The organism is Streptomyces mayteni (assembly GCF_054783955.1).
On the sequence record NZ_BAAGPR010000002.1, the window covers coordinates 131,644 to 158,375 of the forward strand.

Genomic DNA, 26,732 nt, shown 5'->3' on the forward strand with positions numbered 1-26,732 from the left:
CCGCCATCGGAAGAGGTCCGCCATGCCCGCGCCCGCCGCGCACGATGCCAGCCTGCTCGCGGGCGGCACCTCGGGCCCGCGCGCCCTGCGCCCCCTCCTCGACACCGTGCTCGACGCCCTCGCCGAGGGCGCCGCCGCCCGCTGCGGCCCGCTCCCGGCCGGCGGTCCCGAGGCCACCCGCCGGCTGCTCGCCGCCACCGGCCCCGCGCTCCCCACCCACGGCACCGGGGCCCACCCCGCGCTGCGCGAGTTGGTGCGGGCCCTCGCCGAGGGCGCCGCCGACCCGGCCGACCCGCACTGCGCCGCGCACCTGCACTGCCCGCCGCTGGCCGTGGCCGCCGCCGCCGACCTCGCCGCCAGCGCCCTCAACCCCTCCATGGACTCCTGGGACCAGGCCCCGCTCGCCTCCGCTCTCGAAGACCAGACCACCCGCGAACTCGCCGCCCTCGTCCACCCGCTCGGCCCGGCGCCCGACGCGCTCGTCACCACCGGCGGCACCGAGGCCAACCTCCTCGGCGCCCTCCTCGCCAGGGAACACCGGGCCCACGCCGCCCCCGCCGGCCGGCCCCCGCGAATCGTCTGCGGCGCCAACGCCCACCACAGCGTCCACCGCGCCGCCTGGCTGCTCGGCCTCCCCGCCCCCCGGGTGCTGCCCACCCCACGCGGCGTCCTCGACCCCGCCGCCGTGCGCGAGGCCCTGCTCCGGCTCGACGCCCTGGAGTGCGTCCCCACCGGCCCCACCCCGGCCCTCGTGGTGGCCACCGCGGGCACCACCGACAGCGGCGCCATCGACCCGCTACCGGCCCTCGCCGACGCCGTCGCCGCCGCCCGGCACGCCGGCCGCCCCACCCGCCTGCACGTCGACGCGGCCTACGGCGGCCCGCTGCTCCTCAGCCCCACCCACCGCGCCAAGCTCGCCGGCCTCGACCGCGCCGACAGCGTCACGCTCGACCTGCACAAACTCGGCTGGCAGCCGGTCGCCGCCGGGCTCCTCACCGTGCCGGACGCCGCGACCCTCGCCCCCCTCGGCCAGCGCGCCGAGTACCTCAACGCCGAGGACGACACCGAGGCCGGCCTCCCCGACCTCCTCGGCCGCTCGATCCGCACCACCCGCCGCCCCGACGTCCTCAAGATCGCCGTCACCTTACGAGCACTCGGCAGGTCCGGGCTCGCCGCCCTCGTCGACCGCACCTGCGCCGCCGCCGCCGACCTGGCCACGCTGATCGCCGCCGAGCCCCGGCTCGAACTCCACTCCCGACCGGTCATCAGCACCGTGCTCTTCCGCCCGGCCGGCGCCACCGCGCCCCAGGTCGCCGCCGTCAGACGCCGGCTCCTCACGGACGGCCGCGCCGTCCTCGGCCGCGCCACCGCCGCCGGCCCCGACGGCCGGCCCGGCCTCTGGCTGAAGGCCACCCTGCTCAACCCGCAGGTCCAGCAGAGCGATCTGACCGCCCTGATCAAGCTGGTACTCGACCACTACGACGGCACGACCCCGAAGGACCCCGGCGATGACCACCACTGAGACCGAAGCCCCACTCGACCTCGCCGGCATCGGCATCGGCCCCGCCAACCTGTCACTGGCCGCCCTGAGCTTCCCCATCCCCGGGCTGCGCGCCGCCTGGTACGAACGCCGGCCCGAGTTCCACTGGCACCCAGGGCTGCTGATCGAGGGCACCACCCTCCAGGTGCCCTTCCTCGCCGACCTGGTGACCCTGGCCGACCCCACCAACCCCTGGAGCTTCCTCAACTACCTGCGGCACCAACAGCGGCTCTACCCCTTCTACTTCGCCGAGCGCTTCCACAGCCACCGCGCCGAGTACGACGCCTACTGCCGCTGGGTCACCCGCCAACTCCCCGGTCTCAACTTCCGTCACCAGGTCGACGCCATCCGGTGGAACGCCGACGACTCCGTCTTCGACCTGGACTTCACCCGCCTCGGCTCCCACGGCGAGGCGGAGGCCGTCGGCCGCGCCCACGCCCGCCACCTCGCCATCGGCATCGGCACCGAGCCCCACATCCCCGAGGCGCTGCGCCCCCTCGCCGAGACCACCACCATCCCGGTGCTCCACTCGGCCCACTACCTCGACCACCGCGACCGGCTGCTCGCCGCCGAGCACGTCACCGTGGTCGGCTCCGGGCAGTCGGGCGCCGAGATCTTCCTCGACCTGCTGCGCCGCAGGCCCGAGGGCCGCGAGCGGCTGCACTGGCTCAGCCGCACCCCCGCCTTCGCGCCCATGGAGTACAGCAGGCTCGGCCTCGAGCACTTCACCCCCGACTACTCCCGCTACTTCTACGGGCTTCCCGAGTCCACCAGGGACGACCTGGTGCGGCGCCAGTGGCAGCTGCACAAGGCCGTCGACCACGAGACGCTGTCCGCCATCCACGACGAGCTCTACCGCCGCTCGCTGCACGGCGGTTGGCCGGACGCGGTGCTCACCCCCGGGGTCAGCGTCCGCACCGCGGGCCGCCTCGGCACCACCCAGATCGAGCTGCACCTCGACCACGAGGAGCAGGGCGAGCGCTCCCGGCTGACCACCGGCGCCCTGGTGCTCGCCACCGGCTACCGCGACCGGCCACTCGACCCCCTGCTGCCCGCCCTCGACCAGGAGCTCCGCCGGGACGCGGCCGGCCGGCCCAGGATCCACCCCGACTACCGGCTCGACCTCGACCCGGGCATCACCGGGTCGATCTTCGTGGTCAACGCGGAGCGGCACACGCACGGCGTCGGCGCCCCCGACCTGGGCCTGGTCGCCCACCGCAGCGCCGTCATCCTGAACACCCTGACCGGCGAGCGCTGCTACTCGCTGCCCGAACGGGCGGCCTTCACCACCTTCGGGCTCCGCCCCGCGGCCCGGGCCGGCCGCGCCCCCGAGTTTGCGGCACGCGGAAGGGGGCACTCTCCCTTTCGTTAGCCGGGGCCTCCCCCATACAAGAATGGGGGGCTCAAAAGAGCGGGCCGTTGCTCATTCTGTGAGTTGTCGGTCTCCTCTTTAAAATCCAGCCGCCGTGTGGTCACTTCCGGATAGCCTGCTACTGGCTGGTAACTCCTACAGTTGGCCTATGCGCCGAGCAAAAATCGTTTGCACACTTGGGCCAGCTACCGACTCATATGAGCGCATCGTCGCGCTCGTCGAGGCCGGAATGGACGTGGCGCGACTCAACCTCAGTCATGGCGCCCATCGCGAGCACGAACTGCGCTATCAGCGCGTGCGGCGCGCCGCCGAGGAAAAGGGTCGAAGCATCGGAATTCTGGCCGACCTCCAGGGCCCGAAGATCCGGCTCGGCAGCTTCCGCGAAGGCCCGGTCCTCCTCGAGAACGGCGACGAATTCACCATCACCACCGAGGACGTCGCCGGCGACGTCAACCGCTGCGGCACCACCTACCCAGGCCTGGCCTCCGACGTCAGGCCGGGTGAGCGGATTCTGGTCGACGACGGTCGGGTCGCCCTCGAAGTCACCGGCGTCGAGGGGCCGGAGGTCCGCACCGTGGTGGTCGAGGGCGGCCTCGTCTCCGACCACAAGGGCCTCAACCTGCCGGGTGTCGCGGTCTCGGTGCCCGCCCTCTCCCACAAGGACATCGAGGACCTGCGCTGGGCGTTGCGCACCGGGGTCGACGTCATCGCCCTGTCCTTCGTCCGCAGCGGCGACGACATCAAGGACGTGCACCGGGTGATGGCCGAGGAGGGCCGCTTCCTCCCCGTCATCGCCAAGATCGAGAAGCCGCAGGCCGAGGAGAACCTCCGCGACATCGTCGACGCCTTCGACGGCATCATGGTGGCCCGCGGCGACCTGGGCGTCGAAGTGCCCCTGGAGTCGGTGCCGTTGGTGCAGAAGCGGGCCGTCGCCCTGGCCCGGCGCAACGCCAAGCCGGTCATCGTCGCCACCCAGATGCTCGACTCGATGATCGAGTCCTCCCGGCCCACCAGGGCCGAGGCGTCCGACGTGGCCAACGCCGTCATGGACGGCACGGACGCGGTCATGCTCTCCGGCGAGACCAGCGTCGGCCGGTATCCCGTGGAGACCGTCAGGACCATGAGCCGCATCGTGGCCGCCGCGGAGGACGTGATGCTCTCCGGCGGCCTGCCGCCGCTGACCGAGGGTACCAAGCCGCGGACCCAGGGCGGTGCCGTGGCCCGCGCCGCGGCCGAGATCGGCGACTTCCTCGACGCCAAGCTGCTGGTGGCCTTCACCCAGAGCGGCGACACCGCCCGCCGGCTCGCCCGCTACCGGTCGCCCATCCCCGTGGTCGCCTTCACCCCCGACCCGGCCACCCACGCCCAACTCACCCTCACCTGGGGCGTGGAGACCCATCTGGCACCCACCGTGCAGACCACCGACGAGATGGTGGCCCAGATGGACGAGCGGCTGCTGAGCATCGGCCGGTGCCACAGGGGCGAGATCGTGGTCATGACGGCGGGCTCCCCGCCGTCCACCCCGGGCACCACCAACCTGGTCAGGGTCCACCACGTCGGCGAGGACGACTCCCCGCGCTGACCCGCGACAACCCTCGCTGACCTGCGATGACCCGGGTGGCGCCGGCCACCGGCCACCGGCCGGTGGCACCCGCCCGGTGTTACACCGTGGACACGGGTGGGTGTTTGAATCGGTGCCGGGTGCGGGATTCGAACCCGCAAGCCCTCTCGGGCAGAGGTGTTTGAGACCTCCGTGTATGCCATTCCACCAACCCGGCGGGGAAGCGCCCGGCGAGTGTATCGGCTCGGCCGCCGGGGTGGCGACTAGGTACTCTCATGAGTGCCCCATCAGGCAGGAAACGAGGAGCATCGTGAGCACCCCCGACGTCCCCGACGAGCCCACCACTCCGGCCCAGGCCACCACCGAGGCGGACACCGCTCATGTCCCGCCGAACACCACCCGCGTCGTCATCGCCGAGGACGAGGCCCTGATCCGGCTCGACCTGAAGGAGATGCTGGAGGAGGAGGGGTACACCGTCGTCGGCGAGGCCGGGGACGGGGAGCGGGCCGTGGAGCTGGCGCGCGAGCTGGGGCCCGACCTGGTGATCCTCGACGTGAAGATGCCGGTCATGGACGGCATCTCGGCCGCCGAGAAGATCGCCGGCGAGTCCATCGCCCCGGTGCTGATGCTGACCGCCTTCTCGCAGCGCGACCTCGTGGAGCGGGCGCGGGACGCGGGGGCCATGGCGTACCTGGTGAAGCCGTTCAGCAAGAGCGACGTGGTGCCGGCCATCGAGATCGCCGTCTCCCGGTTCAACGAGCTCAGGAGTCTCAGCCAGGAGGTCGCCGACCTCGCGCAGCGACTCGAGACGCGGAAGTTGGTGGACCGGGCGAAGAGCGTGCTGCAGACCCAGTACGGGCTCACCGAGCCGGCCGCGTTCCGCTGGATCCAGAAGACCTCGATGGACCGCAGGCTCTCCATGCACCAGGTCGCCGAGGCGGTCATCCAGGACGCCGAGGAGAAGCGGCAGAAGCAGCAGCAGAAGTAGCGCCGGAAGCAGCGCCGGAAGCAGCGCCGGAAGCAGCGTCCCGCCCATGAGTTAACTCTCTGTTAATTCATCCCAATTCGGGTCAGGGCGCGCCCGGGGTCCCCACCCCGGGCGCGCTCTTTGCGTTGGTGAACGAACTGGGTCCGGGATGAGCGGATCTTGGGTGGATCGTCCGGTGACCGGTGAGAGGTGTTCTGTTTCCGGCATGTGCCACAGGTCACGAGGCGATCACATCTGTCGCTGTGGTGTGTTCGCGCAGCACAGGGGGCAATAGATTCCGCTGCACGCCGCACCGGTGTGCCATGCGCATGGGAGTGTGCGGTGACGACACGTCTGGCTCGCTCCAGGGGGTTTTGGAAGTGCTCAACAAATCCATCGCGCGGTTCGCGATACCCGTCGTAGCTGGGGCGCTCGTGCTCACCGCCTGCGGCAGTGACGACGGGGGCGACGGCGGCACGACTTACAAGATCGCTTATCAGGGTCCGCTGTCGGGGCAGAACGTGGGCCTCGGCGAAAATATGCAGAACGGCGTCCAGCTCGCGATCAACGAGGCGAATGACTCGGGCGACTACGACTTCGAGCTGGAGTACTTCGCCGCGGACGACCAGGGTTCCGAAACCCAGGCCACCACCGCCGCGCAGAGCGCCATCGACGACTCCGATGTGGTCGCGGTCGTCGGTCCCGCGTTCTCCGGTCCGACCAATGTCTCGGCGCCGCTGTACGGGCAGGCCGGCCTGGCCGCCGTGTCCACCTCGGCGACCAACCCGACGCTGACCGAGCAGGGCTTCCCGACGTTCCTGCGCGCCGTGCCCAACGACAACGCGCAGGGTGCGGCCATGTCCGACTTCCTGGCCAGCACGGACGGTGTGGGGAGCGTCGTCGTGATCGACGACGTGACCCCGTACGGCGAGGGCCTCGCGGACGTCGCGGAGGCGGACCTCGGCTCCGCCGGCCTCTCCGTGACGCGCGAGAGCGTGCCGGCGGACACCGTCGACTACGGTAACGCCGCCCGTTCGGTGGTCGAGTCCGGCGCCGACGCGCTGATCTACGCGGGGTACTACGAGGCGCTGGCGCCGTTCGCGACACGTCTCGACGAGGCTGGGTACGAGGGCATCGTGATGTCGGGCGACGGCTCGAACGACGACGAGCTGATCAACCTGGCAGGCGGCGCGGTGGACGGCTTCTACCTGACCTGCCCCTGCACGGACGCCACCCAGGAGGAGGCCACCCAGTCGTTCGCCGAGCGCTACGAGGCCGAGTTCGGCGTCGCGCCCGGCACGTACTCCGCCGAGTCGTACGACGCGGCGAACATGATCATCGAGCAGATCGCCGCGCTGGCGGCCGAAGGCTCGGTGGACCGGACGGCGCTGTACGAGGCGCTGGCCGGCGTGGAGTACGAGGGGTTGACCAAGACCTTCTCGTTCGACGAGAACGGTGAGTTCACGCAGCAGGCGATCTACCTGTACCAGGTCGAGGGCGAGGCGATCGGCTACGTCGGCGCCGTCGAGGAGCTGGTGGGCGGCTAGCGGCCGCCCGGGCCGGCGGGCGGGCGCGACCCGTGTCGCCCCGCCGGCCCGTCCGCCCCGCTGGCCCGAAAAGGCCCGCTGCCGTTCGTTCCCACAAGGAAGTCAGTCCATGTCCCTTTCCGATATCTGGGACGTGCTAGTCCTCGGTGTGGTGCTCGGCTCGCTTTACGCCGTCATCGCCATTGGCTACACGCTCGTCTACGGTGTTCTCCAACTGCTGAACTTCGCGCACAGCGAGGTCTTCATGGCCGGCGGATTCGGGGGAGTCATCGCGCTCACCCTGTTCGAGCCGGCCGCCGATCCCTCCGGCCTGCAGTCCGTCCTGTATGTGCTGCTCGGTATCTGCGCGGGCGCGGCATTGGGCGGCCTGGTCGCGTTCGGACTCGAAAAGGCGGCGTATCGGCCACTGCGCAGACGGAATGCGCCACGTCTGGTCTTTCTGATCACGGCGATCGGTGCGTCGTTCTTTCTGTACAACCTGGCTGGCAAGCTGTTCGGGCGCTATCCGATCCCGATGCCGTCCATGTACGAGAACCGGAGACTCTTCGAGTTCTTCGGCGCCCCGGTGAGCGTGACGCAGCTGATCATCGTCGTCACGGGTGTGACGATGCTGGTCACGGTGGACTTCGTGGTCAACCGCACCAAGCTGGGCTCCGGCATCAGGGCGGTGGCCCAGGATCCCGAGGTCGCCTCCCTGATGGGCGTGGACATCGACAAGGTGGTCTCCCGGACCTTCGTGCTGGGCGGCCTGATGGGCGGCGTGGCCGGCTTCCTGTTCGGCACCAACCTCCAGGTGGACTACCAGATGGGCTTCCTGCCCGGCATCACGGCGTTCGCGGCGGCCGTGCTCGGCGGCATCGGCAACGTCCGCGGCGCCATGCTCGGCGGACTGACGCTGGGCGTGGTCGAGTCGTTCACGGTCGAACTCTGGGGTGACGCCTGGCGCTACGTCGGCGCCTTCGCCGTGCTGGTGCTGGTGCTGATGCTCCGCCCGACCGGCCTCCTCGGCGAGCGCGTGGGGAGGACGGCATGAGTGCCGATGTGAGTGTCCGCAAGCCGCTCTCGGCGGCGGCGCGGCTCCGGCGGCGGCGCTGGTACCAGCAGCCGCGCTGGCAGCGGCTGTTCGGCATGGTCGTGCTGGCCGTGGTGCTGGCACAGGTCACCGGCGAGCAGGGCGAGCGCAACGACCTCTTCCACGCGATCCAGGCCAACTTCCAGAGCACCGGCCTCCTGGTCTGGCTGGCCGTGATGGTCGGCATCTGGGCGGTGCGCGAGTTCTTCGGTGAGCAGGTGGGCACCCAGCGCCGGCGGCTGGGCGGCGAGATCGCCCGCCCGATCCAACGTCTGCTGGGACAGGTGCGCGGCCAACGCGCCTACCGCTGGGGCGGCCTCGGCGCGCTGCTGGTCTTCCTGATCATCCTGCCGCTGCTGGTCTCCACCTTCTGGCAGCAGGTGCTGGTCGACCAGATCGGCGTCTACGTGATGGTCGCCATCGGCCTGAACGTCGTCATCGGCTGGGCCGGCATGCTGGACCTGGGCTTCATCGCGTTCTTCGCGATCGGCGCCTACAGCGCGGCCTTCTGGACGGGCGGCCTCCCGGTGGAGCCCCCGTTCGAGCTGAACAACTTCCTGGTGATCCCCATCGCCGTGCTCACCTGCCTCATCGCCGGCGTGCTGCTCGGCGCGCCGACCCTACGGCTGCGCGGCGACTACCTGGCCATCGTGACGCTCGGCTTCCACGAGATCGTCTACCTGCTGGCGAGGAACCTCAACGAGTTCACCGGCGGCACCCGGGGCGCCCAGGGCCTGGACAAGTTCTCCGTCGACCTCGGCTTCTGGTCCTACGACTGGGAGTTGGACCCGCAGCCCTACTACTGGGTCCAGCTGGCCGCGATCGTGGTCGTGCTGGTGCTGTTCATCAGGCTCGAACACTCCCGGGTGGGCCGCGCCTGGACCGCGATCCGCGAGGACGAGGTGGCGGCCGCCGCCACCGGCGTCGACACGGTCCGCTTCAAGCTGCTGGCGTTCGCCATCGGCGCGTCGACCTCCGGCGTGGCGGGCGTGATCTACGCCAGCAAGCAGGGCTTCATCAACCCCGAGCAGTTCGTGGTGATGATGTCGGTGCTGGCGCTCGCCTACGTGGTGTTCGGCGGCATGGGCTCGATCCCCGGCGTGCTGCTCGGCACGGCGGTCCTGGTGTGGCTCCCCGAGTACCTGCGGGACACGGTCGACCCCCAGGACCGTTTCCTCTACCTGGGCGGGCTGCTGGTCGTGATGATGATCTACCGGCCGCAGGGCCTGTGGCCCTCGCGCCGCCGGCAGCACGAGTTGAAGATGGCCGAGGAGGGCACCGCGGGCGCCGACGCGCTGGGCGCCCAGCCCGGAGGTGCGCAGTCATGACCACGGAGATGCAGGAGGCGGCGAAGGCCGCGGCGGCCGGCGCGGACGGCGGCGACGTGCTCGACGCCTCTGGCGTGACGCTGCGGTTCGGCGGCCTCACCAGCCTGGACGCGGTCGCGCTGCGCATGGCGCGCGGCGAGATCCTGGCCGTGATCGGCCCGAACGGCGCGGGCAAGACCTCGCTGTTCAACTCGCTCACGGGCGCCTACATCCCGCAGGAGGGGACGATCACGTTCCGTCCGCGGGCCGGCGGCTCGCACGAGTTGCGGGGGCAGAAGCCGCACCGGGTCAGCCGGTTGGGGGTTGCCCGCACCTTCCAGAACATCCGGCTGTTCGGCGCGCTGACCGTGCTGGAGAACGTCAAGATCGCCGTCGAGACGCGGCAGCGCACGGACGCGGTCTCCATCATGCTGGGGCTGCCGAACGCGCGTCGGGACGAGCGGGCGAGCGACCGCAAGGCGCACGAGGTGCTGTCCTTCGTGGGCCTCGAGGAGCGGATCAACGAGCTGGCATCGGCCCTGAGCTACGGCGAGCAGCGCCGGCTGGAGATCGCCAGGGCGCTGGCCACCGACCCCGAGGTGCTGCTGCTCGACGAGCCGGCGGCCGGCACCAACCCGACCGAGAAGCGGGATCTGGAGGTGCTGATCCGGCGGATCAACGTCGACCTGGGCGTCAGCGTGCTGCTGATCGAGCACGACATGCGCCTGGTGATGTCCGTCGCCGACCGGGTGGTGGTGCTCAACTTCGGCAAGAAGATCGCCGAGGGCACCCCCGCCGAGGTGCAGCAGGACCCGGCGGTGATCGAGGCCTATCTCGGGGCCCCGGCCGACGCCGAACAGGAGGCGGCCGTCGCCGAGTTGGTGGCCGAGCAGGCCGAACACGCGGCGCAGGCGGCGGGGATCCCCGCCGCGCGCGCCGGCGAGGCGGACCGGGAGCGGGCCGCGGACGGCGAGGAGGGTACGGCGTGAGCACCGAGGTGGAGTGGGAACCGAAGGGCGCGGCGGACGCCGGGCCCGAGGGCACGCCGCTGCTCGAACTGCGGGATCTGCACGTCTACTACGGCGCCATCGAGGCGCTCAAGGGCGTGAGCCTGACGGTGGGCGAGGGCGAGGTCGTCGCGCTGCTCGGCGCCAACGGCGCGGGCAAGTCCACGACGCTGAAGACGGCGTCCGGCATGATCCAGCCGCGCGCCGGCGAGGTGCTGCTGCGCGGCGAGCGGGTGGACGGCATCAAGTCGCACGAGCTCGTCCAGTTCGGCATCGGCCATGTGCCCGAGGGCCGGCGGGTGTTCGCCCGGATGACGGTGCTGGAGAACCTGCGGATGGGGGCGTACCGGCTCAAGCGCCCCGATCCGGCCGACCTGGACCGGGTGTTCACCCTGTTCCCGCGGCTCGCCGACCGGCGCAAGCAGGTCAGCGGCACCCTCTCCGGCGGCGAGCAGCAGATGCTGGCGATCGGCCGGGCCCTGATGGGCAAGCCGGAGCTGCTGCTGCTCGACGAGCCGTCCATGGGCCTGGCGCCGCTGATCGTCCAGCAGATCTTCGAGATCCTGCGGGAGATCAACGAGCAGGGCACCACGCTGCTGCTGGTCGAGCAGAACGCCTCGCAGGCGCTGCAACTGGCCAACCGCGGCTATGTGCTGGAGACCGGCGCGGTGGTGATGTCGGACGAGGCGTCCGCGCTGCTGTCCGATCCCCGGGTGCGCGCCGCCTACCTGGGCGAGACCATCGAGTGACCACCGGGCCCCGCCAGGGGCTCACACCGGTGTCGTCGGCTCCGCCGCCTGGCCCTGCTGGGCGGCGGGCCGCAGCACGCAGGTGAGACGCGCGGTGCAGACGCGCTTGTCCTGCTCGTCGGTGAGCACGATCTCGTAGGTGGCCGAGGTGCGGCCGGTGTGCGCGGGCGTCGCCACCCCGGTGACCAGCCCCGTCCGCACGGCGCGGTGGTGCGTGCAGTTGAGGTCCACACCGACGGCGATCTTGTTGGGGCCGGCGTGCAGCATGGCGCCCACCGAACCCAGGGTCTCGGCGAGCACGGCGGACGCCCCGCCGTGCAACAGCCCGTAGGGCTGGGTGTTGCCCTCGACCGGCAGGGTTCCGACGACGCGCTCGGGAGCGGCGGACAGTATGCGGACCCCCATCCGCTGCCCGAGCGCGCCGGCGGAGAAGAGCGCCGGCAGGTCGATGCCGAGGCCGGCCCACTGCTCGACGATGTGGGATGGGAACGCGGTGGTGTGCTGCTCGTGCTCGCCCATGGGAGCGTTCTATCAGGTGGTCTCGGGGCGGCGGGCGGCCGGGGTGAGCCGCACGACGAGCGACTTGCTGGTGGGCGTGTTGCTGACGTCCGCCGTGGAGTCGAGCGGCACCAGCACGTTCGTCTCCGGGTAGTAGGCGGCGGCGCAGCCGCGGGCGGTGGGGTAGTGGACGACGCGGAAGCCGGCGGCGGTGCGCTCGGTGCCGTCGGTCCACTCGCTGGTCAGGTCGGCGTAGTCGCCGTCGGCGAGGCCGAGCGCGGCGGCGTCCTCGGGGTGGACGAGCACCACGCGGCGGCCCTTGGCGATGCCGCGGTAGCGGTCGTCGAGGCCGTAGATGGTGGTGTTGTACTGGTCGTGCGAGCGGAGGGTCTGGAGCAGCAGCCGCCCCTCGGGGGCGACGGGGTGTTCGACGGGCGCCGCCGTGAAGTTGGCCTTGCCGGTGGCGGTGGGGAAGCGGCGCTCGTCGCGGGGGCCGTGGGGGAGCGCGAAGCCGCCGGGCTTCGAGACCCGGGCCTCGAAGTCCTCGAAGCCGGGGATCACCCGGGAGACGCGGTCCCTGATCAACCGGTAGTCGGCCTCGAACTCCTCCCAGGGGGTGGCGCTTCGCTCGCCGAGGACCCGGCGGGCCAGCCGGCAGACGATGGCCGGCTCGGAGAGCAGCGCCTCGCCGGCGGGGCGGAGCCGACCGCGTGAGCTGTGCACGATGCCCATCGAGTCCTCGACGGTGACGAACTGCTCACCGGCGGCCTGGGTGTCGCGCTCGGTGCGGCCGAGGGTGGGCAGGATCAGGGCCCGGGCGCCGGTGACGCAGTGCGAGCGGTTGAGCTTCGTGGAGACGTGCACCGTCAGCCGGGCGCGCCGCATGGCGTCCTCGGTGACCTCGGTGTCGGGGGAGGCGGCCACGAAGTTGCCGCCCATCGCGAAGAACACCCTGACCCGGCCGTCCCGCAGGGCGCGGATCGAGTCGACCACGTCGAGGCCGTGCGCGGCGGGCGGCGTGAAGCCGAACTCGCGCTCGATGGCGGCCAACAGCTCGGCCGGCGGGCGCTCCACGATGCCCATGGTGCGGTCGCCCTGGACGTTGGAGTGGCCGCGCACCGGGCAGACCCCGGCGCCCGGCCGGCCGACGTTGCCGCGGAGCAGCAGGAAGTTGACGACCTCCCTGATGGTGGGCACCGAGTGCTTGTGCTGGGTGAGCCCCATCGCCCAGCAGACCACGATGGAGCGCGATTCCAGCACCATGTCGAGGGCCCGCTCGATGTCGGCCCGGTCGAGGCCGGTGGCGCGCAGCGTCTCTGCCCAGTCGGCCTCGTCGGCCTCCTTGGCGAACTCCTCGAAGCCGTGGGTGTGTTCGTCGATGAAGGCGGTGTCGATCGCCGTCGCGTCGCCGTCGGCGTGGCGCGCCAGGATCAGCTTGTTGAGCATCCGGAACAGCGCCTGGTCGCCGCCGAGCCTGATCTGCAGGAAGAGGTCGGTGAGGGCGGTGCCAGGACCGGCGAGGCCGCGCGGCGTCTGCGGGTTGCGGAACCGCTCGAGCCCGGCCTCGGGGAGCGGGTTGACCGTGACGATCCGGGCGCCGCCGGCCTTGGCCTGCTCCAGCGCCGACAGCATCCGCGGGTGGTTGGTGCCCGGGTTCTGCCCGGCCACGATGATCAGGTCGGCGCGGTGGAGGTCGTCGAGCAGCACGCTGCCCTTGCCGATGCCGAGGGTCTCGGTGAGCGCGAAGCCGGACGACTCGTGGCACATGTTGGAGCAGTCGGGCAGGTTGTTGGTGCCGAACTCGCGGGCGAACAGCTGGTAGAGGAACGCGGCCTCGTTGCTGGTGCGGCCCGAGGTGTAGAAGACGGCCTCGTCCGGCGTGCCGAGGGCGCGCAGCTCGTCGGCGACGAGGTCGAAGGCCCGGTCCCAGGAGATCGGCTGGTAGCTGTCGGCGCCCTCGGCGAGGTACATCGGGTGGGTGAGGCGGCCCTGCTGGCCGAGCCAGTACCCGGAGCGCTCGGCGAGTTCGGCGACCGGATGGGCGGCGAAGAACTCGGGAGTCACCCGGCGGACGGTGGCCTCCTCGGCCACCGCCTTGGCACCGTTCTCGCAGAACTCGGCGGTGTGCGGCTTGTCGGGCTCGGGCCAGGCGCACCCCGGGCAGTCGAAGCCGCCGTGCTGGTTGACCCGGAGCAGGGTGAGCGCGGTGCGGCGCACCCCCATCTGCCGCTGCGCCGTCCGCAGAGCCTGCCCGATCGCCGGCAGGCCGACCGCGGAGTGCTTGGGTTCGCCCACCGTGGGTGCGTCCTGGACGGGGTCGGCGGCGGGCGGCTTGGCTGGCATGGCGCGTGCTCCTCTTCCCGTTGGCCCTCCGCCGGGCGTTGCCCGTGGGGAACCTGGTGATCTCCGTGGCGCTCCTGGATCTTGCCACCGATCGTGCCACGCCGAACCTGGAGTGTCAGTGGTCCATGGGAGGATCGGCGACGTGGCTGAGAACGAGAGCTCCGGGAAGGCTGGGATGTCCGAGAAAGGCGAGAAGGGGAAGAGCGGGGCGGAGGCGCCGAGCGCGCCGAGCGCCCCGCGGCTGATGCTGCTTGACGGGCACTCCCTGGCGTATCGGGCGTTCTTCGCGCTGCCCGCGGAGAACTTCACCACCGTGGTGGGCCAGCCGACCAACGCGATCTACGGCTTCACCTCGATGCTGGCGAACACGCTTCGTGACGAGGCGCCCACGCACCTCGCGGTCGCCTTCGACGTCTCCCGCGTCACCTGGCGTTCGGATCGCTACGCGGAGTACAAGGCCACCAGGTCCGCCACGCCCGACGAGTTCAAGGGCCAGGTGGAGCTGATCGGCGAGCTGCTCGACACGATGCGGGTGCGGCGGTTCGCGGTCTCCGGCTTCGAGGCGGACGACGTGATCGCCACGCTCGCCACGCAGGCCGCGGACGAGGGCTTCCAGGTGTCGATCGTCACCGGCGACCGAGACGCCTTCCAGCTGGTCAGCGACCGGATCACCGTCCTGTACCCGACCAAGGGCGTCTCCGAGCTGACCCGCTTCACGCCGGAGAAGGTCCAGGAGAAGTACGGCCTGCCCCCGGCCCTCTACCCGGACTTCGCGGCGCTCCGGGGTGACCCCTCCGACAACCTGCCGGGCATCCCGGGCGTCGGCGAGAAGACGGCCGCCAAGTGGATCAACCAGTTCGGTTCGCTCGACGCGTTGGCGGAGCGGGCCGAGGAGGTCAAGGGCAAGGCAGGCCAGAATCTCCGCGAGCACCTGGATTCGGTCAGGCTCAACCGGGTGCTGACCGAGCTCGCCAGGGACGTGGAACTCGGCTGCGTGCCGGCCGACCTGGCCCGCCAGCCCTACGACGAGTCCGCGCTCACCGTTCTCCTCGACACGCTGGAGTTCCGCAACCCCAGCCTGCGCGAGCGGCTCTTCGCCGTCGACCCGGCCCGCGCCGACGAGCCGGCGCCCGCCCTCGACGAGTTCACGGTCGACGGCGTGCTGCTGACCACCGGCGGCCTCGCCCCGTGGCTCGCCGAGCACGGCGCGGCGCCGCTCGGCCTGGCCACCCTCGACGACTGGAAGCTGGGCGCCGGCAGCGTGCACGCGGTCGCGCTGGCCACGGCCGAGGGCCCCGCGGCCTGGTTCGACCCGGCCCGGCTCGACGAGGCGGACGAGCGGGCCTTCGCCGGCTGGCTCGCCGACCAGGAGCGGCCCAAGGTCGTGCACAACGCGAAGGGCGTGCGCCGGGTGTTCGCCGAGCACGGCTGGGAGCCGGCCGGCATCACCATGGACACGGCGCTCGCCGCCTATCTGGTGCAGCCGGGCCGCCGCTCCTTCGCACTCGACGCGCTGAGCGTGGAGTTCCTGGCCCGCGAGCTGGAGCAGCCCGCCGAGTCTGGCGGCCAGCTGGCCTTCGGCGCCGACGACGAGGCCGAGGCGGAGTCGCTGATGCGGCACGCCCGCACCGTCCTGGATCTCGGCGAGGCGTTCGCCGGTCGCCTCGCGGACGTGGGCGCGGCCGAGCTGCTGACCGATCTGGAGCTGCCCACCTCCGAGTTGCTGGCCAGGCTCGAGCGGGCCGGCATCGCGGCGGACCGCGGCTGGCTGGAGCGGCTCGAGCAGCAGTTCGCGGTCGCCGTCCAGCAGGCCGTCACCGAGGCGCACGCCTCCGTCGGCCACGAGTTCAACCTGGGCTCGCCCAAGCAGCTCCAGGAGGTCCTCTTCGGCGAGCTCGGGCTGCCCAAGACCAAGAAGACCAAGACGGGTTACACGACCGACGCGGACGCCCTCGCCTGGCTGGCCACCCAGACCGAGCACGAGCTGCCGGTGATCATGCTGCGCCACCGGGAGCAGGCGCGGCTGCGCACCACGGTCGAGGGCCTGATCAAGACCGTCGCCCCCGACGGCCGGATCCACACCACCTTCCAGCAGACGGTGGCGGCGACCGGCCGGCTCTCCTCCACCGACCCGAACCTGCAGAACATCCCGGTCCGCACCGACGAGGGCCGGGCCATCAGGCGCGGCTTCGTGGTGGGCGAGGGCTTCGAGGCCCTGATGACGGCCGACTACAGCCAGATCGAGCTGCGGGTGATGGCCCACCTCTCGGAGGACGCCGGCCTGTTGGAGGCGTTCGCCTCCGGCGAGGACCTGCACGACACGGTGGCCTCCCAGGTGTTCGGCGTCGAGCGCGACCAGGTCGACCCCGAGATGCGGCGCCGCATCAAGGCCATGAGCTACGGCCTGGCCTACGGCCTCTCCGCCTTCGGGCTCTCCCAGCAGCTGTCCATCAGCCCCGACGAGGCGCGGAAGTTGATGGACACCTACTTCGAGCGCTTCGGCGGCGTGCGCGACTACCTCCAGCACGTGGTCGAGGAGGCCAGGAGCATCGGCTACACCCAGACGCTGCTCGGCCGCCGCCGCTACCTGCCCGATCTCACCAGCTCCAACCGGCAGCGCCGCGAGATGGCCGAGCGGATGGCGCTCAACGCGCCGATCCAGGGCACCGCGGCCGACATCGTCAAGATCGCCATGCTCAGGGTGGACGAGTCGCTGCGCGCCGAGAAGCTGGCCTCCCGGATGCTGCTCCAGGTCCACGACGAGATCGTGCTCGAGGTGGCCCCTGGGGAGCGCGAGCGGCTCGAGGAGCTGGTGCGGCGCGAGATGGCGGGCGCGGTGGGGCTCCGCGCCCCGCTCGACGTGTCGGTCGGCTGGGGTGACACCTGGGAGTCCGCGGCGCACTAGGCGCTCCGCTGGGAAGCGCCGCGGCGGGCCATCGCTCGTCCGCGGGCCCGCCGTGGCTGGTCACGCAGTTCCCCGCGCCCCTTCGGGGCGCCGTCGTGGCTGGTCGCGTCCAGGCGGCGGGGCCTCCCCCAGGCTCCGTCTGGGAGTTCCCCCAACCCGCGCACTCCCGCGCACTCCCGCGCGAACCGAAGCGGACGTCGGCGGACGCGCCCGTCGCGTCCGCCGTCGCGTTTCCCCAACTGCCCCTCCAGGGACACCGGTAGGTTCTGGCTAGGGAACCGGCACCTGTCGTACTGTCGTCCCGGTCACCGCACCGAGTCGCTGATGGAGGGGAAGACGCGTGGGGTTGCGTATCAGCAGGATCCGCAAGGGAATTTCGGGCTCCGCCGTGGCCGCGGCGGCCATGGCGGCGCTCACGGCCTCCCAGGCGCCGGACGTGCTGGGCAGTGACACCGCGGGGCCGTCGGACCCGGCGGATCGTCCGGCCGTGCAGGAGCCCGCGGACATCGTGGATGACGGTGCGGAGGAGGAGCGTTCCTACCACACCGACCTGCCGCCGCTGGACACCGCGGAGGGCGGCGGAGGCGGCGGCGCCGCGGCCGGCACCGGCGTGGGCGAGGGCGAGGCCGGCATCCCGGCCACCGTCCTCGACGCCTACCGGCGCGCGGCGGAGACGGTCGCCGGCACCAACCCGGGCTGCGACCTGGAGTGGGAGGTGCTGGCCGCGATCGGCAAGGTCGAGTCCGGCCACGCCAGGGGCGGCGACGTCTCCGCCGACGGCACCACCACGACCCCCATCCTCGGCCCGGTGCTCGACGGCAACGGGTTCGCGCAGATCATGGACACCGACCGCGGCCGCTGGGACAGCGACTCCCGCTACGACCGGGCGGTCGGCCCCATGCAGTTCATCCCCTCCACCTGGGCCCGCTGGGGCGCCGACGGCAACGGGGACGGCGTCTCCAACCCGAACAACGTCTACGACGCCGCGCTCGCCGCCGGCAACTACCTGTGCGCCTCGGGGCGCAGCCTGGCCGACCCGGACAACCTGGACCAGGCGCTGCTGAGCTACAACCACTCGTGGGACTACGTGGCGACGGTCAGGTCCTGGCTCGACTACTACCGCGACGGCGTCCACGAGGTGCCGGACGGCGACGGCGGCCTGCCCACCAGCCCCGGCCCCGGCAACCCGCGGAACCCGGGCGCCACCGGCGCGGGGCGCGACGGCGGCTCCTCGGCCGGCCGGGAGACGCCCGTCGACCGGGACACCCCGGCTGGTGGCGACGACCGGCCCGCCCCGCGGCCGCCCGTCGAGGAGGAGGGCTCCGTCACGCCGCGGCCGAACCCGATCGACCCGCCGGACGACGAGGACCCGGGGGAGGAGACCGAGGAGCCCACGGAGCCTGAGGAGCCGGGCGGCGAGAACCCGTCGGACCCGGGCGAGGACCCGTCGGAGCCCACCGACCCCGACGACCCGGCCGACCCCGACGACCCGCAGGACCCCGAGTGCCCGGTGGACCCGGACGACCCGGATGCCCCGGCCGACCCCGACGACCCGGAGGCCCCGGAGACCGGCACGCCGCAGGACCCGGCCGAGACCGAGGACCCGGCCACCGAGCCCGCGGACCCCGAGAACCCGGACGACCCGGACGACCCTGAGAACCCCGACGACCCGGAGGACCCCGACACGTGCGGGGAGGACCCCGAGGACCCGGCCGAGGACGACGAGGAGTCCACGGACGGCGAGAGCGGCGACGGCGCGGAGGGCGGCGCCGAGGCGCCGGCGGCCACCGCCACCAGGCGCGCCGTCTGAGACCCGGTCGGACACCACGCCCGGTGACGCGGTCGTCTCCGGGCGTGGTGTCGTGGATCCCTGCGGCGGGAATCGGCCGGGTTTGGCCTGTTAGGGCCCCACGTGAGGCGAAGCGCGCATTGACCCCGCTCCGCTATGTCCGTATGCTATAAGGCGCGCTGCGGGCCTGCGCGCCTCAGACGGAGTAGGCCGCGCTCGCATCTGTTGTATGTCCCCTCGGTTGTCGAGGCGCTACCGGTTCCAGGGTCCCCGGACCCCGGAACCTATGGATGGCGTCTCTCAGGCTGTCCGGCTTCGGCGGTGCGATATTGGGCCTGCGGCGTAGCAGTGCCTACGAACATGTCCGTACCGGAGCCCTTTACCACATGACGAGCAGCACCGAGACAACCGTGACCACCCCGCAGGTTGCGGTCAACGACATCGGTTCCGAGGAAGCCTTCCTCGCCGCGATCGACGAGACGATCAAGTACTTCAACGACGGCGACATCGTCGACGGCGTCATCGTGAAGGTCGACCGGGACGAGGTCCTGCTCGACATCGGTTATAAGACCGAGGGGGTCATCCCCTCCCGCGAGCTGTCGATCAAGCACGACGTCGATCCCAACGAGGTCGTCGCCGTCGGTGACGAGATCGAGGCCCTGGTTCTCCAGAAGGAGGACAAGGAAGGTCGCCTCATCCTGTCCAAGAAGCGCGCCCAGTACGAGCGCGCCTGGGGCACGATCGAGAAGATCAAGGACGAGGACGGCATCGTCACCGGTACCGTCATCGAGGTCGTCAAGGGTGGCCTCATCCTCGACATCGGCCTCCGGGGCTTCCTGCCGGCCTCCCTGGTCGAGATGCGCCGGGTCCGCGACCTCCAGCCGTACGTCGGCAAGGAGCTCGAGGCCAAGATCATCGAGCTGGACAAGAACCGCAACAACGTGGTTCTCTCCCGCCGCGCCTGGCTGGAGCAGACCCAGAGCGAGGTCCGCCAGACCTTCCTCACCACCCTGCAGAAGGGCCAGGTGCGCTCCGGCGTCGTCTCCTCCATCGTCAACTTCGGCGCGTTCGTCGACCTCGGTGGCGTGGACGGCCTGGTGCACGTCTCCGAGCTCTCCTGGAAGCACATCGACCACCCCTCCGAGGTCGTCGAGGTCGGCCAGGAGGTCACGGTCGAGGTGCTGGACGTCGACATGGACCGCGAGCGCGTCTCGCTGTCGCTGAAGGCGACCCAGGAAGACCCGTGGCAGCAGTTCGCCCGCACCCACCAGATCGGGCAGGTCGTCCCCGGCAAGGTCACCAAGCTGGTGCCGTTCGGCGCGTTCGTCCGGGTGGACGAGGGCATCGAGGGCCTGGTCCACATCTCCGAGCTGGCCGAGCGCCACGTGGAGATCCCGGAGCAGGTCGTCCAGGTCAACGACGAGATCTTCGTCAAGGTCATCGACATCGACCTGGAGCGCCGCCGGATCAGCCTCTCGCTGAAGCAGGCCAACGAGAACTTCGGGCCCGACCCGATGGCCGTGGAGTTCGACCCCACCCTGTACGGCATGGCCGCCTCCTACGACGACCAGGGCAACTACATCTACCCCGAGGGCTTCGACCCGGAGGCCAACGACTGGCTGCCCGGGTACGACAAGCAGCGGGAGGAGTGGGAGCGCCAGTACGCCGAGGCGCAGCAGCGCTTCGAGCAGCACCAGGCGCAGGTCATCAAGTCCCGCGAGGCGGACGCCCAGGCCGAGGCCGAGGCCGCCGGTTCCGGCGGCGCCGGTGGTCAGCAGGGCGGTGGCGGCGGCGGTTCCTACTCGTCGCCGCAGGCCGAGGACTCGGGCGCCCTGGCGTCCGACGAGGCGCTGGCCGCGCTGCGCGAGAAGCTCGCCGGCGGGCAGAGCTGATCGCTGGACCGCGAGGTCCGCACCTTTGTGACGGGCGAGGCCCGCACCCCCTCGGGGGTGCGGGCCTCGGCCCTTTCTCGGGCGGGAATGCCTTCGCCCTACTGGATGTTGTCGCCTGGGTACGCGTCACAGCGGAAGGGGAGCGGTCACGGTGCGCGATCCGCAGGAGTTGTTCGCATGGGAGCCGCGCGGCCTGGCCCTGGTCGACGAGGCGACCGGCGGCTCGGACAGCGCCGGGCCGGTGCTGATCTATCACTTCGAGGGCTTCATCGACGCCGGCGAGACCGGCGGACAGCTGATCGAGCGACTGCTCGAAGGCCGCCCCGCCACGACGGTGGCCAGGTTCGACCACGACCGGTTGATCGACTACCGCGCCCGGCGGCCCACCATGACCTTCCGCCGCGACCGGTGGACGGCCTACGCCACCCCCAGCCTTGAGGTGCGGCTCCTGCACGACGCGACCGGGCAGGCGTTCCTGGTGCTGTCGGGCCCCGAGCCCGACGTGGAGTGGGAGAGCTTCGCGCTCGCCGTGCGGGGGATCGTGGAGCGGCTCAACGTGCGGCTCGCCGTGACCTTCCACGGCATCCCGATGAGCGTGCCGCACACCCGCCCGGTCGGCCTCACCCCGCACGGCAACCGCGCCGCCGAGCTGATGCCGGGCCACCGCGGGATGTTCGACGAGGCCCAGGTGCCGGGCAGCGCGGCCGCGCTGGTCGAGCTGCGGCTCGCCGAGGCGGACCACGGGGTGCTCGGGGTGGCGGCGCACGTGCCGCACTACATCGCCCGCTCCCGGTATCCGGACGCCGCGCTGGTCGTGTTGGAGGCCATCACGGCCGCCACAGGACTGGTGCTCCCGGAGACGGCGCACGCGCTGCGCGGCAGCGCCCACAAGACGCAGAACGAGATCGAGCGCGAGCTGGCCGAGGGCGACTCGGAGCTGGTCGCGGTGGTGCGCGGCCTCGAGCAGCAGTACGACGCGATGGCCGGGGTCGCCACCCGGGGCAGCCTGGTCGCCGAGCCGGTGGACCTGCCGTCGGCCGACGAGTTGGGCGAGGTCTTCGAGCGTTTCCTGGCCGAGCGGGAGGACGGCGAGGGGGAGCGGTAGCCTGCGGCCATGCGCACAGTGGGTCTGACCGGCGGCATCGGGGCCGGCAAGAGCGAGGCGGTGCGGCTGCTGGCGGCACACGGCGCGGTGATCGTGGACGCCGACCTGATCGCCCGCGAGGTGGTCGCCCCCGGCACCCCGGGACTCGCCGCCGTGGTCGCCGAGTTCGGCCCCGAGGTGCTGACGCCGGACGGCGCGCTCGACCGGCCGAGGCTCGGTGCGGTCGTGTTCGCCGACGAGTCGCGCCTGCGGGCGCTGAACGCCATCGTCCACCCTCTGGTGGCCGCCCGCTCCGCCGAGTTGCAGGCCGCCGCGGCGCCCGACGCCGTGGTGGTGCACGACGTGCCGCTGCTCGCCGAGAACCGGCTCCAGGACCGCTACGACCTGGTGATCGTGGTGGACGCCTCGACGGAGACCCGGCTCGACCGGCTGCTGCGGCGGCGCGGCATGACGGAGGCGGACGCCCGGGCCAGGATGGCCGCCCAGGCGTCCCGCGAGGAGCGCCTCGCGATCGCCGACTTCGTCCTCGACAACGACGGCTCGCTGGTCGACCTGGAGCGCCAGGTCGACGAGCTGTGGCCACGCCTCGCCGGCGCCGCCTGACCGCTCCTAGCGGTAGCGGATCAGGTGCAGTGCCCTGATGCCCTCGGTCTCCAGGGAGGCCGACTCGCCGGTCATGCTGTCCAGCAGGACGATGCCGTCGGCCGTGCACATACCGTTGAGCAGCAGGCCCACGGACTCCCGGCCACGGGCGTCGTTCCTGCGGAGCCAGACCACCGCCCTGCTCCCTTCGGGGAAGCTCGCCAACTCGGCGGTCAGCGACAGCCAGTCCTGGTGGTCGCTGGTGGAGATGACGCCGCCGAGCTGGTTCATCGTCGGGGCGAGCCAGGCGGCGGGGCCCGGCTTCGGGGGTGCCACGACCGGCGTTCCGCCCTCCTGCCACCGGTGGAGCCACGGCCAGGGCGTCGAGTTGGGCAGGGCGAAGGGCTGAGCCGGGTTCCTGGGGACGATCAGGGCGGCGTCCAGCATGCCGTCCGCCCAGTGCCCCGTCTCGACGAAGCGTCTCGTGTTGCAGGCGAAGAGCCAGCCGCGCGACCCCTCGTCCGCGGGGTCGGAGGCGACGAGGACGACCTCCCCGCCGTACACCTCGCCGAGCCACGCCTCGGCCTTGGCGATCGCCGCCTCGAAGCTCTCGGCCGGCGCCTGCCAGCCCGGGCCGGCCGTCGCGGCCGCCGCCGCGGGCACCCGGCCGGGGCTCTGGGCCACCGCGAGGACGAGTTCGCGGACGCCCTGCCGCTCGGTGTTGCCCAACCGGCCCGCCATGGGGTCGACCAGCGCTACCCCGTCGTCGGTGTGGTGGGCGTAGAGCAGGTGGCCGCTGGTCTCGACGCCGTCGATCTCGCGGCGTATCCAGACCAGCCCCCGCGCGTCCCGGCCGTACAGCGGGATTTCGGCGGCCAGTTCGTTCCAGTCGTCGAAGGTGGACACGTCGGCGTCGGGCGAGAACTGGTGCACCAGCCGTTCCCACCAGCCGGAGCTCTCGTGCTCAGGCCGCCATGGCAGCGGCGTCGCCTTGGCGCCGCCCAACGCCGCGTGCATGGCGAGGACGCAGCCTCGGGCGTTGGTGCGCCGGGCCTGGGCGAGCGGCTCCCGGGCTCGTGGGGCGGCGTCGAAGGCGGCGAGGTCGGCGCGCGGGTCGTCCGTGGCCGGGTGGAAGGGCGTGGTGGCGTTCTTCGGCACGGCGAGTGACGCGTTGAGCAGGGCCGAGCCGTCGGTGGCCGCGCAGGCGAAGAGCCAGGTCTCGGGCGTCTCCTGGAGCGGGGCGGAACCATGCGGCGCGACCCGGCCCTGGTAGGTCTGGTCGAGCCACCGCACGGCCCGCTCTCGGGGATCACTCATCGCGTGGCCCGAGTTGCGCCTCGAACTCGCTCACAGACCAGGCGCTGGGCGGCCACCACGGCGCGGACCCGTCCTTCGGCACCAGGAGTACCCGCGTCATCGGGGCCTTCGTGAAGTCGCCGGTGTCCAGATGCTCCTGGGTGTCGAAGCGCACGGCCCACACGGCCCGATATCCCCGAGTGAGCTCCGGCTGCATCACGAATGTGTATTGCTCGTCCCGGTAGACGTTCTGCAGATATTCCAACGCGATCCGCAGCGCTTCTTCTTGCGAAACCATGTGAGTGTTCCCTCGTGAATTCCGGAGTGCTAGCCCCGATAGGGCAGGAAGTGTATGGCGGATACGCCTTGTTCCAAGGTCGCCAACTGCCCTGTCTGACCATCCAGATAGACGACCCCGTGTGGTGAATTGACCGCGTTGAAGACATGGCCGGTACCGTTGGGTCTGTCAATGGCCACGACACTTCTTGCGCCCTCTCCTCTGCGTATCAGGTCCTGGGCGATCTCGTCGTAACTGCTCACGGTCTGATAGCGTACGCTCTCTGCGCGCAATGCCGCCTGGTTCACCCATCCGGGACCTCCCATCGGCGCCGCGGTCGCCCGGATGCCGTCGAGCCGGCGGTCGACCGCGACGACGCAGTTCGTGCAGTTCTGGGTGTAGCCGGGATAGCCCGTGGCGTTCACGTCGTTGAGCCAGGGGTAGTTGGTGTCGATGAACCGTTGCGCGTCGGCCGGGTTCATCGAGTCCGCGTGAATGACGGGCGTCGGCTGCCGCCCGAATCTGCTCGCGACGCGGCGTATTGCCACGCCCATTCCGCGAAGACCGCCCCTGATGGCGGTGAGGCCGCCCCTGAGCCCGACGGCGAGGCCGCCGAGGGTGGTGATGCCCTTCATGCCGGGGATGCAGTCGAGCGCGGCGAACGCCACATCCCAGAGGGTGGCCTGGCCGTTGGCGTATCTGTAGAGGGTGTCGGCGAGGACGACGAGGGCGGCGGCGAGGACGATGAGGGCGAGGGGCCCGCCGATGATCATGACGACGATGCCGAGCACCGCGACGACGACCTTGCAGACCTCGACGATGGTGTCCCAGTTCTCGGACACCCAGTGGATGGCGTCCTCCCACCAGCGCCGGTTCTGGATGCCGGCGTCCGACGCCTCGTCGATGCCCGAGGCGCAGTCGCGGGCCGCGTCCTCCCGCATCTCCTTCGCCTGCCTGGCGAGTTCGCGGGCCGCGGAGAGCGCGTCCTCGGCGGCGTCGACCTGGGACCGGGCGCCGGTGGCGGCCTGTCCCGCGGCGGTCGCGTCCCGGGTGGCGGCCCGGACGTCGGCCTCGGAGGGCGGCTCGACGTCGTCGCGTTCGCCCTCGCGCTCCAGGCGTTCGGCCTCCTCGCCGGCGCGGGAGACCCAGTCCTGGGCGTCCGACAACGCGGCCTGGGCCGAGGAGAGATCGGCCTGGGCGGCGATGGCCCGGTCCAGGGCCCGGTCGGCCATGCCCTGGGCGTTCTCCAGCTTGGGCCAGTAGGCGTCCAGGGCAGCGGCGGCCATGTCGTAGGAGGTCTGGAGCTTCTGGAGGTTGCCGGGGACGCCGTCGAACTCGGCGCGGAAAGCCTCGGCGGACCGGCCGGCCCAGTCCATGACGGCCCGGTCCTCCGACATGCCGCGGATCTGCCCCAGGGCATCGCCCACTTCGTCCGCGAAGGTCTGGAGTTCCTCGGCGAGGTCGCGGACCTCGTCCGGGTCACCCGGTGTCGGATCCGAGTCCATGTCGACTGGAGACCAGTCAGCCGGCCGTGCCATGTCGTGTACGCCCCCGTGATGATCGGACGATCATTCTGTCTCACGGCACGCTAAACGCCAGGCCGGGTCGGGTTCAATCGAGGACAGGTCGCAGCTTCATCGCAGAAGTCACCCCCCGACGCCCCCGCCGTGGCGGAACGACGGCAGCCGCCGCCGCACCCGGCGAGCGGTGCCGGTGACGCGGCGCAGCCGTGGGAAGCGGCGGTTCTGCTCGCGGGACATCCGGTCCAGCTCCTCCGCCAGGTGCGCCGAGCGCTTCTCGATGTCCAACTCGTCAAGCATCCGGTCGACCTCGGCGAGCAGCGAGCCGTGCAACTGCCACTGCTTGGGGTGCTCCTGGACCCGGGTCAGCAGCAGCTCGGCGACGTGCTCGCGGCTGAGCCGGGCGGCGTCGAGTTCCACCGCGAGGAACTTCTCCGCCTCGTCGGCGGCGCTGCTGACCTGACTGGTGATCAGCGTCGCGAAGCTGTCGACGGCGCCGGCCAGATAGGTGAAGAGTTCGCGCATCGCGGCCGCCACCTCGGGCGGGAACAGCGGCTCGTCGGTGCGCCGGGTGGCGAGGTCGGTGAGGTTGCGGGACATGGTGCGCAGGATCACCGCGCAGGACTCCAGGGTGTCGAGGCCGGTGCGCAGCACGATCCGGGTCAGCAGCGGCTCCTTGACCCGCGGGTTGAGGCGCAGGCTCTCCTCGGCCTGGGTGAGCGTGATGTCGACCTCGGAGATGGCCTCGTCGAGGCGCCTGGCCTCCTCCATCTTGGCGGCGATCCTGGAGACCGGGGTGCGGGGTTCGTCCGCCTCCTCGCCGAGCCGGTTCAGCAGCTCCCGCATGCGGTGAGCCTGCTGCTCGATGTCCTCGCCGGCCGGGCGCACCCAGATCGGGGGAAGGATCACCAGGTTGAACAGCAGGCCGACGACGGCGCCGATCAGCGTCTCGAGCACCCGGTCCCAGGCGGTCTCCGCGTGCTGGGTCACGCCAAGGACCAGCATGGCGCTGATCGCCACCTCGGGGACGAACTCGTGCACCCGGACCAGGTGGCCGAGGGAGAGCGCGGTGAGGATCAGCAGGCCGAGGCTCCACCAGCTCAGGCCGACCAGGGAGCTGAAGCCGGTGGCGATCAGGACGCCGGCCACCACGGAGTTGACCCGTCGGACGCCGGCGGTGAGGGTGGCGAAGAGCGTGACCTGGACGACGAGCAGCGCGGTGAGCGGGGCGAGCAGCGGGGCCGTCACGTTGGTGAGCCAGGTGGCGACGACATAGGCGAGGGTGGCGGCGGTCGCGGAGCGGAGGGTCTGCACCACCACGGGCTCGCCGCCGCCCCGTTTCGCCAGATCGACGAGGCTCTCCGGTACTTCCGGCACGCCCGGCCCCTTTCGTGGTAAGCGTT

The 26,732-nt window shown here is 71.6% G+C and carries 20 protein-coding genes and 1 tRNA gene; 14 read left to right on the forward strand and 7 right to left on the reverse strand.

Annotation, left to right across the window (positions count from 1 at the left end; all coding sequences use genetic code 11):
* The first annotated feature begins 22 nt into the window (after positions 1-22).
* The 3 genes from ACYVPE_RS01670 to pyk all read left to right on the forward strand — a co-directional run bounded on the left by ACYVPE_RS01670 (position 23) and on the right by pyk (position 4,494).
* On the forward strand, positions 23-1,522 hold the full coding sequence (locus tag ACYVPE_RS01670; protein WP_461031520.1) for a pyridoxal phosphate-dependent decarboxylase family protein: 1,500 nt from the start codon (positions 23-25) through the stop codon (positions 1,520-1,522).
* Positions 1,509-2,912, forward strand: a complete 1,404-nt coding sequence (locus tag ACYVPE_RS01675; RefSeq protein WP_461031521.1) for a lysine N(6)-hydroxylase/L-ornithine N(5)-oxygenase family protein — start codon at positions 1,509-1,511, stop codon at positions 2,910-2,912. Before ACYVPE_RS01670 ends, ACYVPE_RS01675 begins: the two co-directional genes overlap by 14 nt.
* Positions 2,913-3,060: 148 nt before the next feature.
* Positions 3,061-4,494 (forward strand): pyruvate kinase, encoded by a 1,434-nt coding sequence (pyk, locus tag ACYVPE_RS01680; protein ID WP_461031522.1) that lies wholly within the window; start codon positions 3,061-3,063, stop codon positions 4,492-4,494.
* Between the two features lie 113 nt (positions 4,495-4,607).
* Here pyk and ACYVPE_RS01685 read toward each other — a convergent pair.
* Positions 4,608-4,690, reverse strand: a tRNA-Leu gene (locus tag ACYVPE_RS01685).
* Positions 4,691-4,783: 93 nt separating this feature from the next.
* On the opposite strand from ACYVPE_RS01685, the gene ACYVPE_RS01690 reads away from it, so the two are divergent.
* The 6 genes from ACYVPE_RS01690 to ACYVPE_RS01715 all read left to right on the forward strand — a co-directional run bounded on the left by ACYVPE_RS01690 (position 4,784) and on the right by ACYVPE_RS01715 (position 11,122).
* A complete protein-coding gene (locus tag ACYVPE_RS01690) occupies positions 4,784-5,461 on the forward strand; it encodes an ANTAR domain-containing response regulator (RefSeq protein ID WP_461031523.1) in 678 nt (225 codons plus the stop codon).
* Between the two features lie 359 nt (positions 5,462-5,820).
* Positions 5,821-6,987 carry a branched-chain amino acid ABC transporter substrate-binding protein gene (locus ACYVPE_RS01695; protein WP_461031524.1) on the forward strand — a complete coding sequence of 389 codons (1,167 nt, stop codon included), beginning with the start codon at positions 5,821-5,823 and terminating at the stop codon, positions 6,985-6,987.
* Positions 6,988-7,096: 109 nt separating this feature from the next.
* Positions 7,097-8,020 (forward strand): branched-chain amino acid ABC transporter permease, encoded by a 924-nt coding sequence (locus tag ACYVPE_RS01700; protein WP_461031525.1) that lies wholly within the window; start codon positions 7,097-7,099, stop codon positions 8,018-8,020.
* Entirely contained in the window at positions 8,017-9,387 is a 1,371-nt protein-coding gene (locus ACYVPE_RS01705; RefSeq protein WP_461031526.1) for a branched-chain amino acid ABC transporter permease, read from the forward strand. The genes ACYVPE_RS01700 and ACYVPE_RS01705 overlap by 4 nt, the downstream gene beginning before the upstream one ends.
* Positions 9,384-10,355 (forward strand): ABC transporter ATP-binding protein, encoded by a 972-nt coding sequence (locus tag ACYVPE_RS01710; RefSeq protein WP_461031527.1) that lies wholly within the window; start codon positions 9,384-9,386, stop codon positions 10,353-10,355. Before ACYVPE_RS01705 ends, ACYVPE_RS01710 begins: the two co-directional genes overlap by 4 nt.
* Positions 10,352-11,122 carry an ABC transporter ATP-binding protein gene (locus ACYVPE_RS01715; RefSeq protein WP_461031528.1) on the forward strand — a complete coding sequence of 257 codons (771 nt, stop codon included), beginning with the start codon at positions 10,352-10,354 and terminating at the stop codon, positions 11,120-11,122. Before ACYVPE_RS01710 ends, ACYVPE_RS01715 begins: the two co-directional genes overlap by 4 nt.
* Positions 11,123-11,143: 21 nt before the next feature.
* On the opposite strand, the gene ACYVPE_RS01720 is transcribed toward ACYVPE_RS01715, so the two are convergent.
* On the reverse strand, positions 11,144-11,641 hold the full coding sequence (locus ACYVPE_RS01720) for a PaaI family thioesterase (protein ID WP_461031529.1): 498 nt from the start codon (positions 11,639-11,641) through the stop codon (positions 11,144-11,146).
* Between the two features lie 12 nt (positions 11,642-11,653).
* Entirely contained in the window at positions 11,654-13,963 is a 2,310-nt protein-coding gene (locus ACYVPE_RS01725) for an FdhF/YdeP family oxidoreductase (RefSeq protein WP_461031530.1), read from the reverse strand.
* 175 nt (positions 13,964-14,138) lie between these two features.
* On the opposite strand from ACYVPE_RS01725, the gene polA reads away from it, so the two are divergent.
* The 5 genes from polA (at position 14,139) to coaE (ending at position 22,257) form a co-directional block, all read left to right on the forward strand.
* Positions 14,139-16,868 (forward strand): DNA polymerase I, encoded by a 2,730-nt coding sequence (polA, locus tag ACYVPE_RS01730; protein ID WP_461031531.1) that lies wholly within the window; start codon positions 14,139-14,141, stop codon positions 16,866-16,868.
* Between the two features lie 340 nt (positions 16,869-17,208).
* A complete protein-coding gene (locus tag ACYVPE_RS01735; protein ID WP_461031532.1) occupies positions 17,209-18,678 on the forward strand; it encodes a lytic transglycosylase domain-containing protein in 1,470 nt (489 codons plus the stop codon).
* A gap of 365 nt (positions 18,679-19,043) precedes the next feature.
* Positions 19,044-20,549 carry a 30S ribosomal protein S1 gene (rpsA, locus tag ACYVPE_RS01740; RefSeq protein ID WP_461031533.1) on the forward strand — a complete coding sequence of 502 codons (1,506 nt, stop codon included), beginning with the start codon at positions 19,044-19,046 and terminating at the stop codon, positions 20,547-20,549.
* Between the two features lie 151 nt (positions 20,550-20,700).
* Entirely contained in the window at positions 20,701-21,654 is a 954-nt protein-coding gene (locus ACYVPE_RS01745; protein ID WP_461031534.1) for a proteasome assembly chaperone family protein, read from the forward strand.
* 9 nt (positions 21,655-21,663) lie between these two features.
* Positions 21,664-22,257: a dephospho-CoA kinase gene (gene coaE, locus ACYVPE_RS01750; protein WP_461031535.1), complete on the forward strand. Its 594-nt coding sequence runs from the start codon at positions 21,664-21,666 to the stop codon at positions 22,255-22,257.
* A gap of 6 nt (positions 22,258-22,263) precedes the next feature.
* Here coaE and ACYVPE_RS01755 read toward each other — a convergent pair whose 3' ends face one another.
* From ACYVPE_RS01755 to ACYVPE_RS01770, 4 genes are all read right to left on the reverse strand, one after another.
* Positions 22,264-23,553, reverse strand: a complete 1,290-nt coding sequence (locus ACYVPE_RS01755) for a YrhB domain-containing protein (RefSeq protein ID WP_461031536.1) — start codon at positions 23,551-23,553, stop codon at positions 22,264-22,266.
* Positions 23,546-23,830, reverse strand: coding sequence for a YrhB domain-containing protein (locus ACYVPE_RS01760; protein WP_461031537.1), 285 nt, complete (start codon positions 23,828-23,830; stop codon positions 23,546-23,548). Before ACYVPE_RS01760 ends, ACYVPE_RS01755 begins: the two co-directional genes overlap by 8 nt.
* Positions 23,831-23,859: 29 nt before the next feature.
* A complete protein-coding gene (locus tag ACYVPE_RS01765; RefSeq protein ID WP_461031538.1) occupies positions 23,860-25,314 on the reverse strand; it encodes a toxin glutamine deamidase domain-containing protein in 1,455 nt (484 codons plus the stop codon).
* 141 nt (positions 25,315-25,455) lie between these two features.
* Entirely contained in the window at positions 25,456-26,706 is a 1,251-nt protein-coding gene (locus ACYVPE_RS01770; RefSeq protein WP_461031539.1) for an FUSC family protein, read from the reverse strand.
* Between the last annotated feature and the right edge of the window lie 26 nt (positions 26,707-26,732).

Excerpts from the sequence above, each read along its gene's own strand:
- ACYVPE_RS01670 (WP_461031520.1), top strand. The coding sequence starts at position 23 with ATGCCCGCGCCCGCCGCGCACGATGCCAGCCTGCTCGCGGGCGGCACC.
- pyk (WP_461031522.1), top strand. The coding sequence starts at position 3,061 with ATGCGCCGAGCAAAAATCGTTTGCACACTTGGGCCAGCTACCGACTCA.
- coaE (WP_461031535.1), top strand. The coding sequence starts at position 21,664 with ATGCGCACAGTGGGTCTGACCGGCGGCATCGGGGCCGGCAAGAGCGAG.
- ACYVPE_RS01705 (WP_461031526.1), top strand. The coding sequence starts at position 8,017 with ATGAGTGCCGATGTGAGTGTCCGCAAGCCGCTCTCGGCGGCGGCGCGG.
- ACYVPE_RS01755 (WP_461031536.1), bottom strand. The coding sequence starts at position 23,553 with ATGAGTGATCCCCGAGAGCGGGCCGTGCGGTGGCTCGACCAGACCTAC.
- polA (WP_461031531.1), top strand. The coding sequence starts at position 14,139 with ATGTCCGAGAAAGGCGAGAAGGGGAAGAGCGGGGCGGAGGCGCCGAGC.
- ACYVPE_RS01765 (WP_461031538.1), bottom strand. The coding sequence starts at position 25,314 with ATGGACTCGGATCCGACACCGGGTGACCCGGACGAGGTCCGCGACCTC.
- ACYVPE_RS01720 (WP_461031529.1), bottom strand. The coding sequence starts at position 11,641 with ATGGGCGAGCACGAGCAGCACACCACCGCGTTCCCATCCCACATCGTC.
- ACYVPE_RS01710 (WP_461031527.1), top strand. The coding sequence starts at position 9,384 with ATGACCACGGAGATGCAGGAGGCGGCGAAGGCCGCGGCGGCCGGCGCG.
- ACYVPE_RS01725 (WP_461031530.1), bottom strand. The coding sequence starts at position 13,963 with ATGCCAGCCAAGCCGCCCGCCGCCGACCCCGTCCAGGACGCACCCACG.
- ACYVPE_RS01760 (WP_461031537.1), bottom strand. The coding sequence starts at position 23,830 with ATGGTTTCGCAAGAAGAAGCGCTGCGGATCGCGTTGGAATATCTGCAG.
- rpsA (WP_461031533.1), top strand. The coding sequence starts at position 19,044 with ATGACGAGCAGCACCGAGACAACCGTGACCACCCCGCAGGTTGCGGTC.
- ACYVPE_RS01675 (WP_461031521.1), top strand. The coding sequence starts at position 1,509 with ATGACCACCACTGAGACCGAAGCCCCACTCGACCTCGCCGGCATCGGC.
- ACYVPE_RS01700 (WP_461031525.1), top strand. The coding sequence starts at position 7,097 with ATGTCCCTTTCCGATATCTGGGACGTGCTAGTCCTCGGTGTGGTGCTC.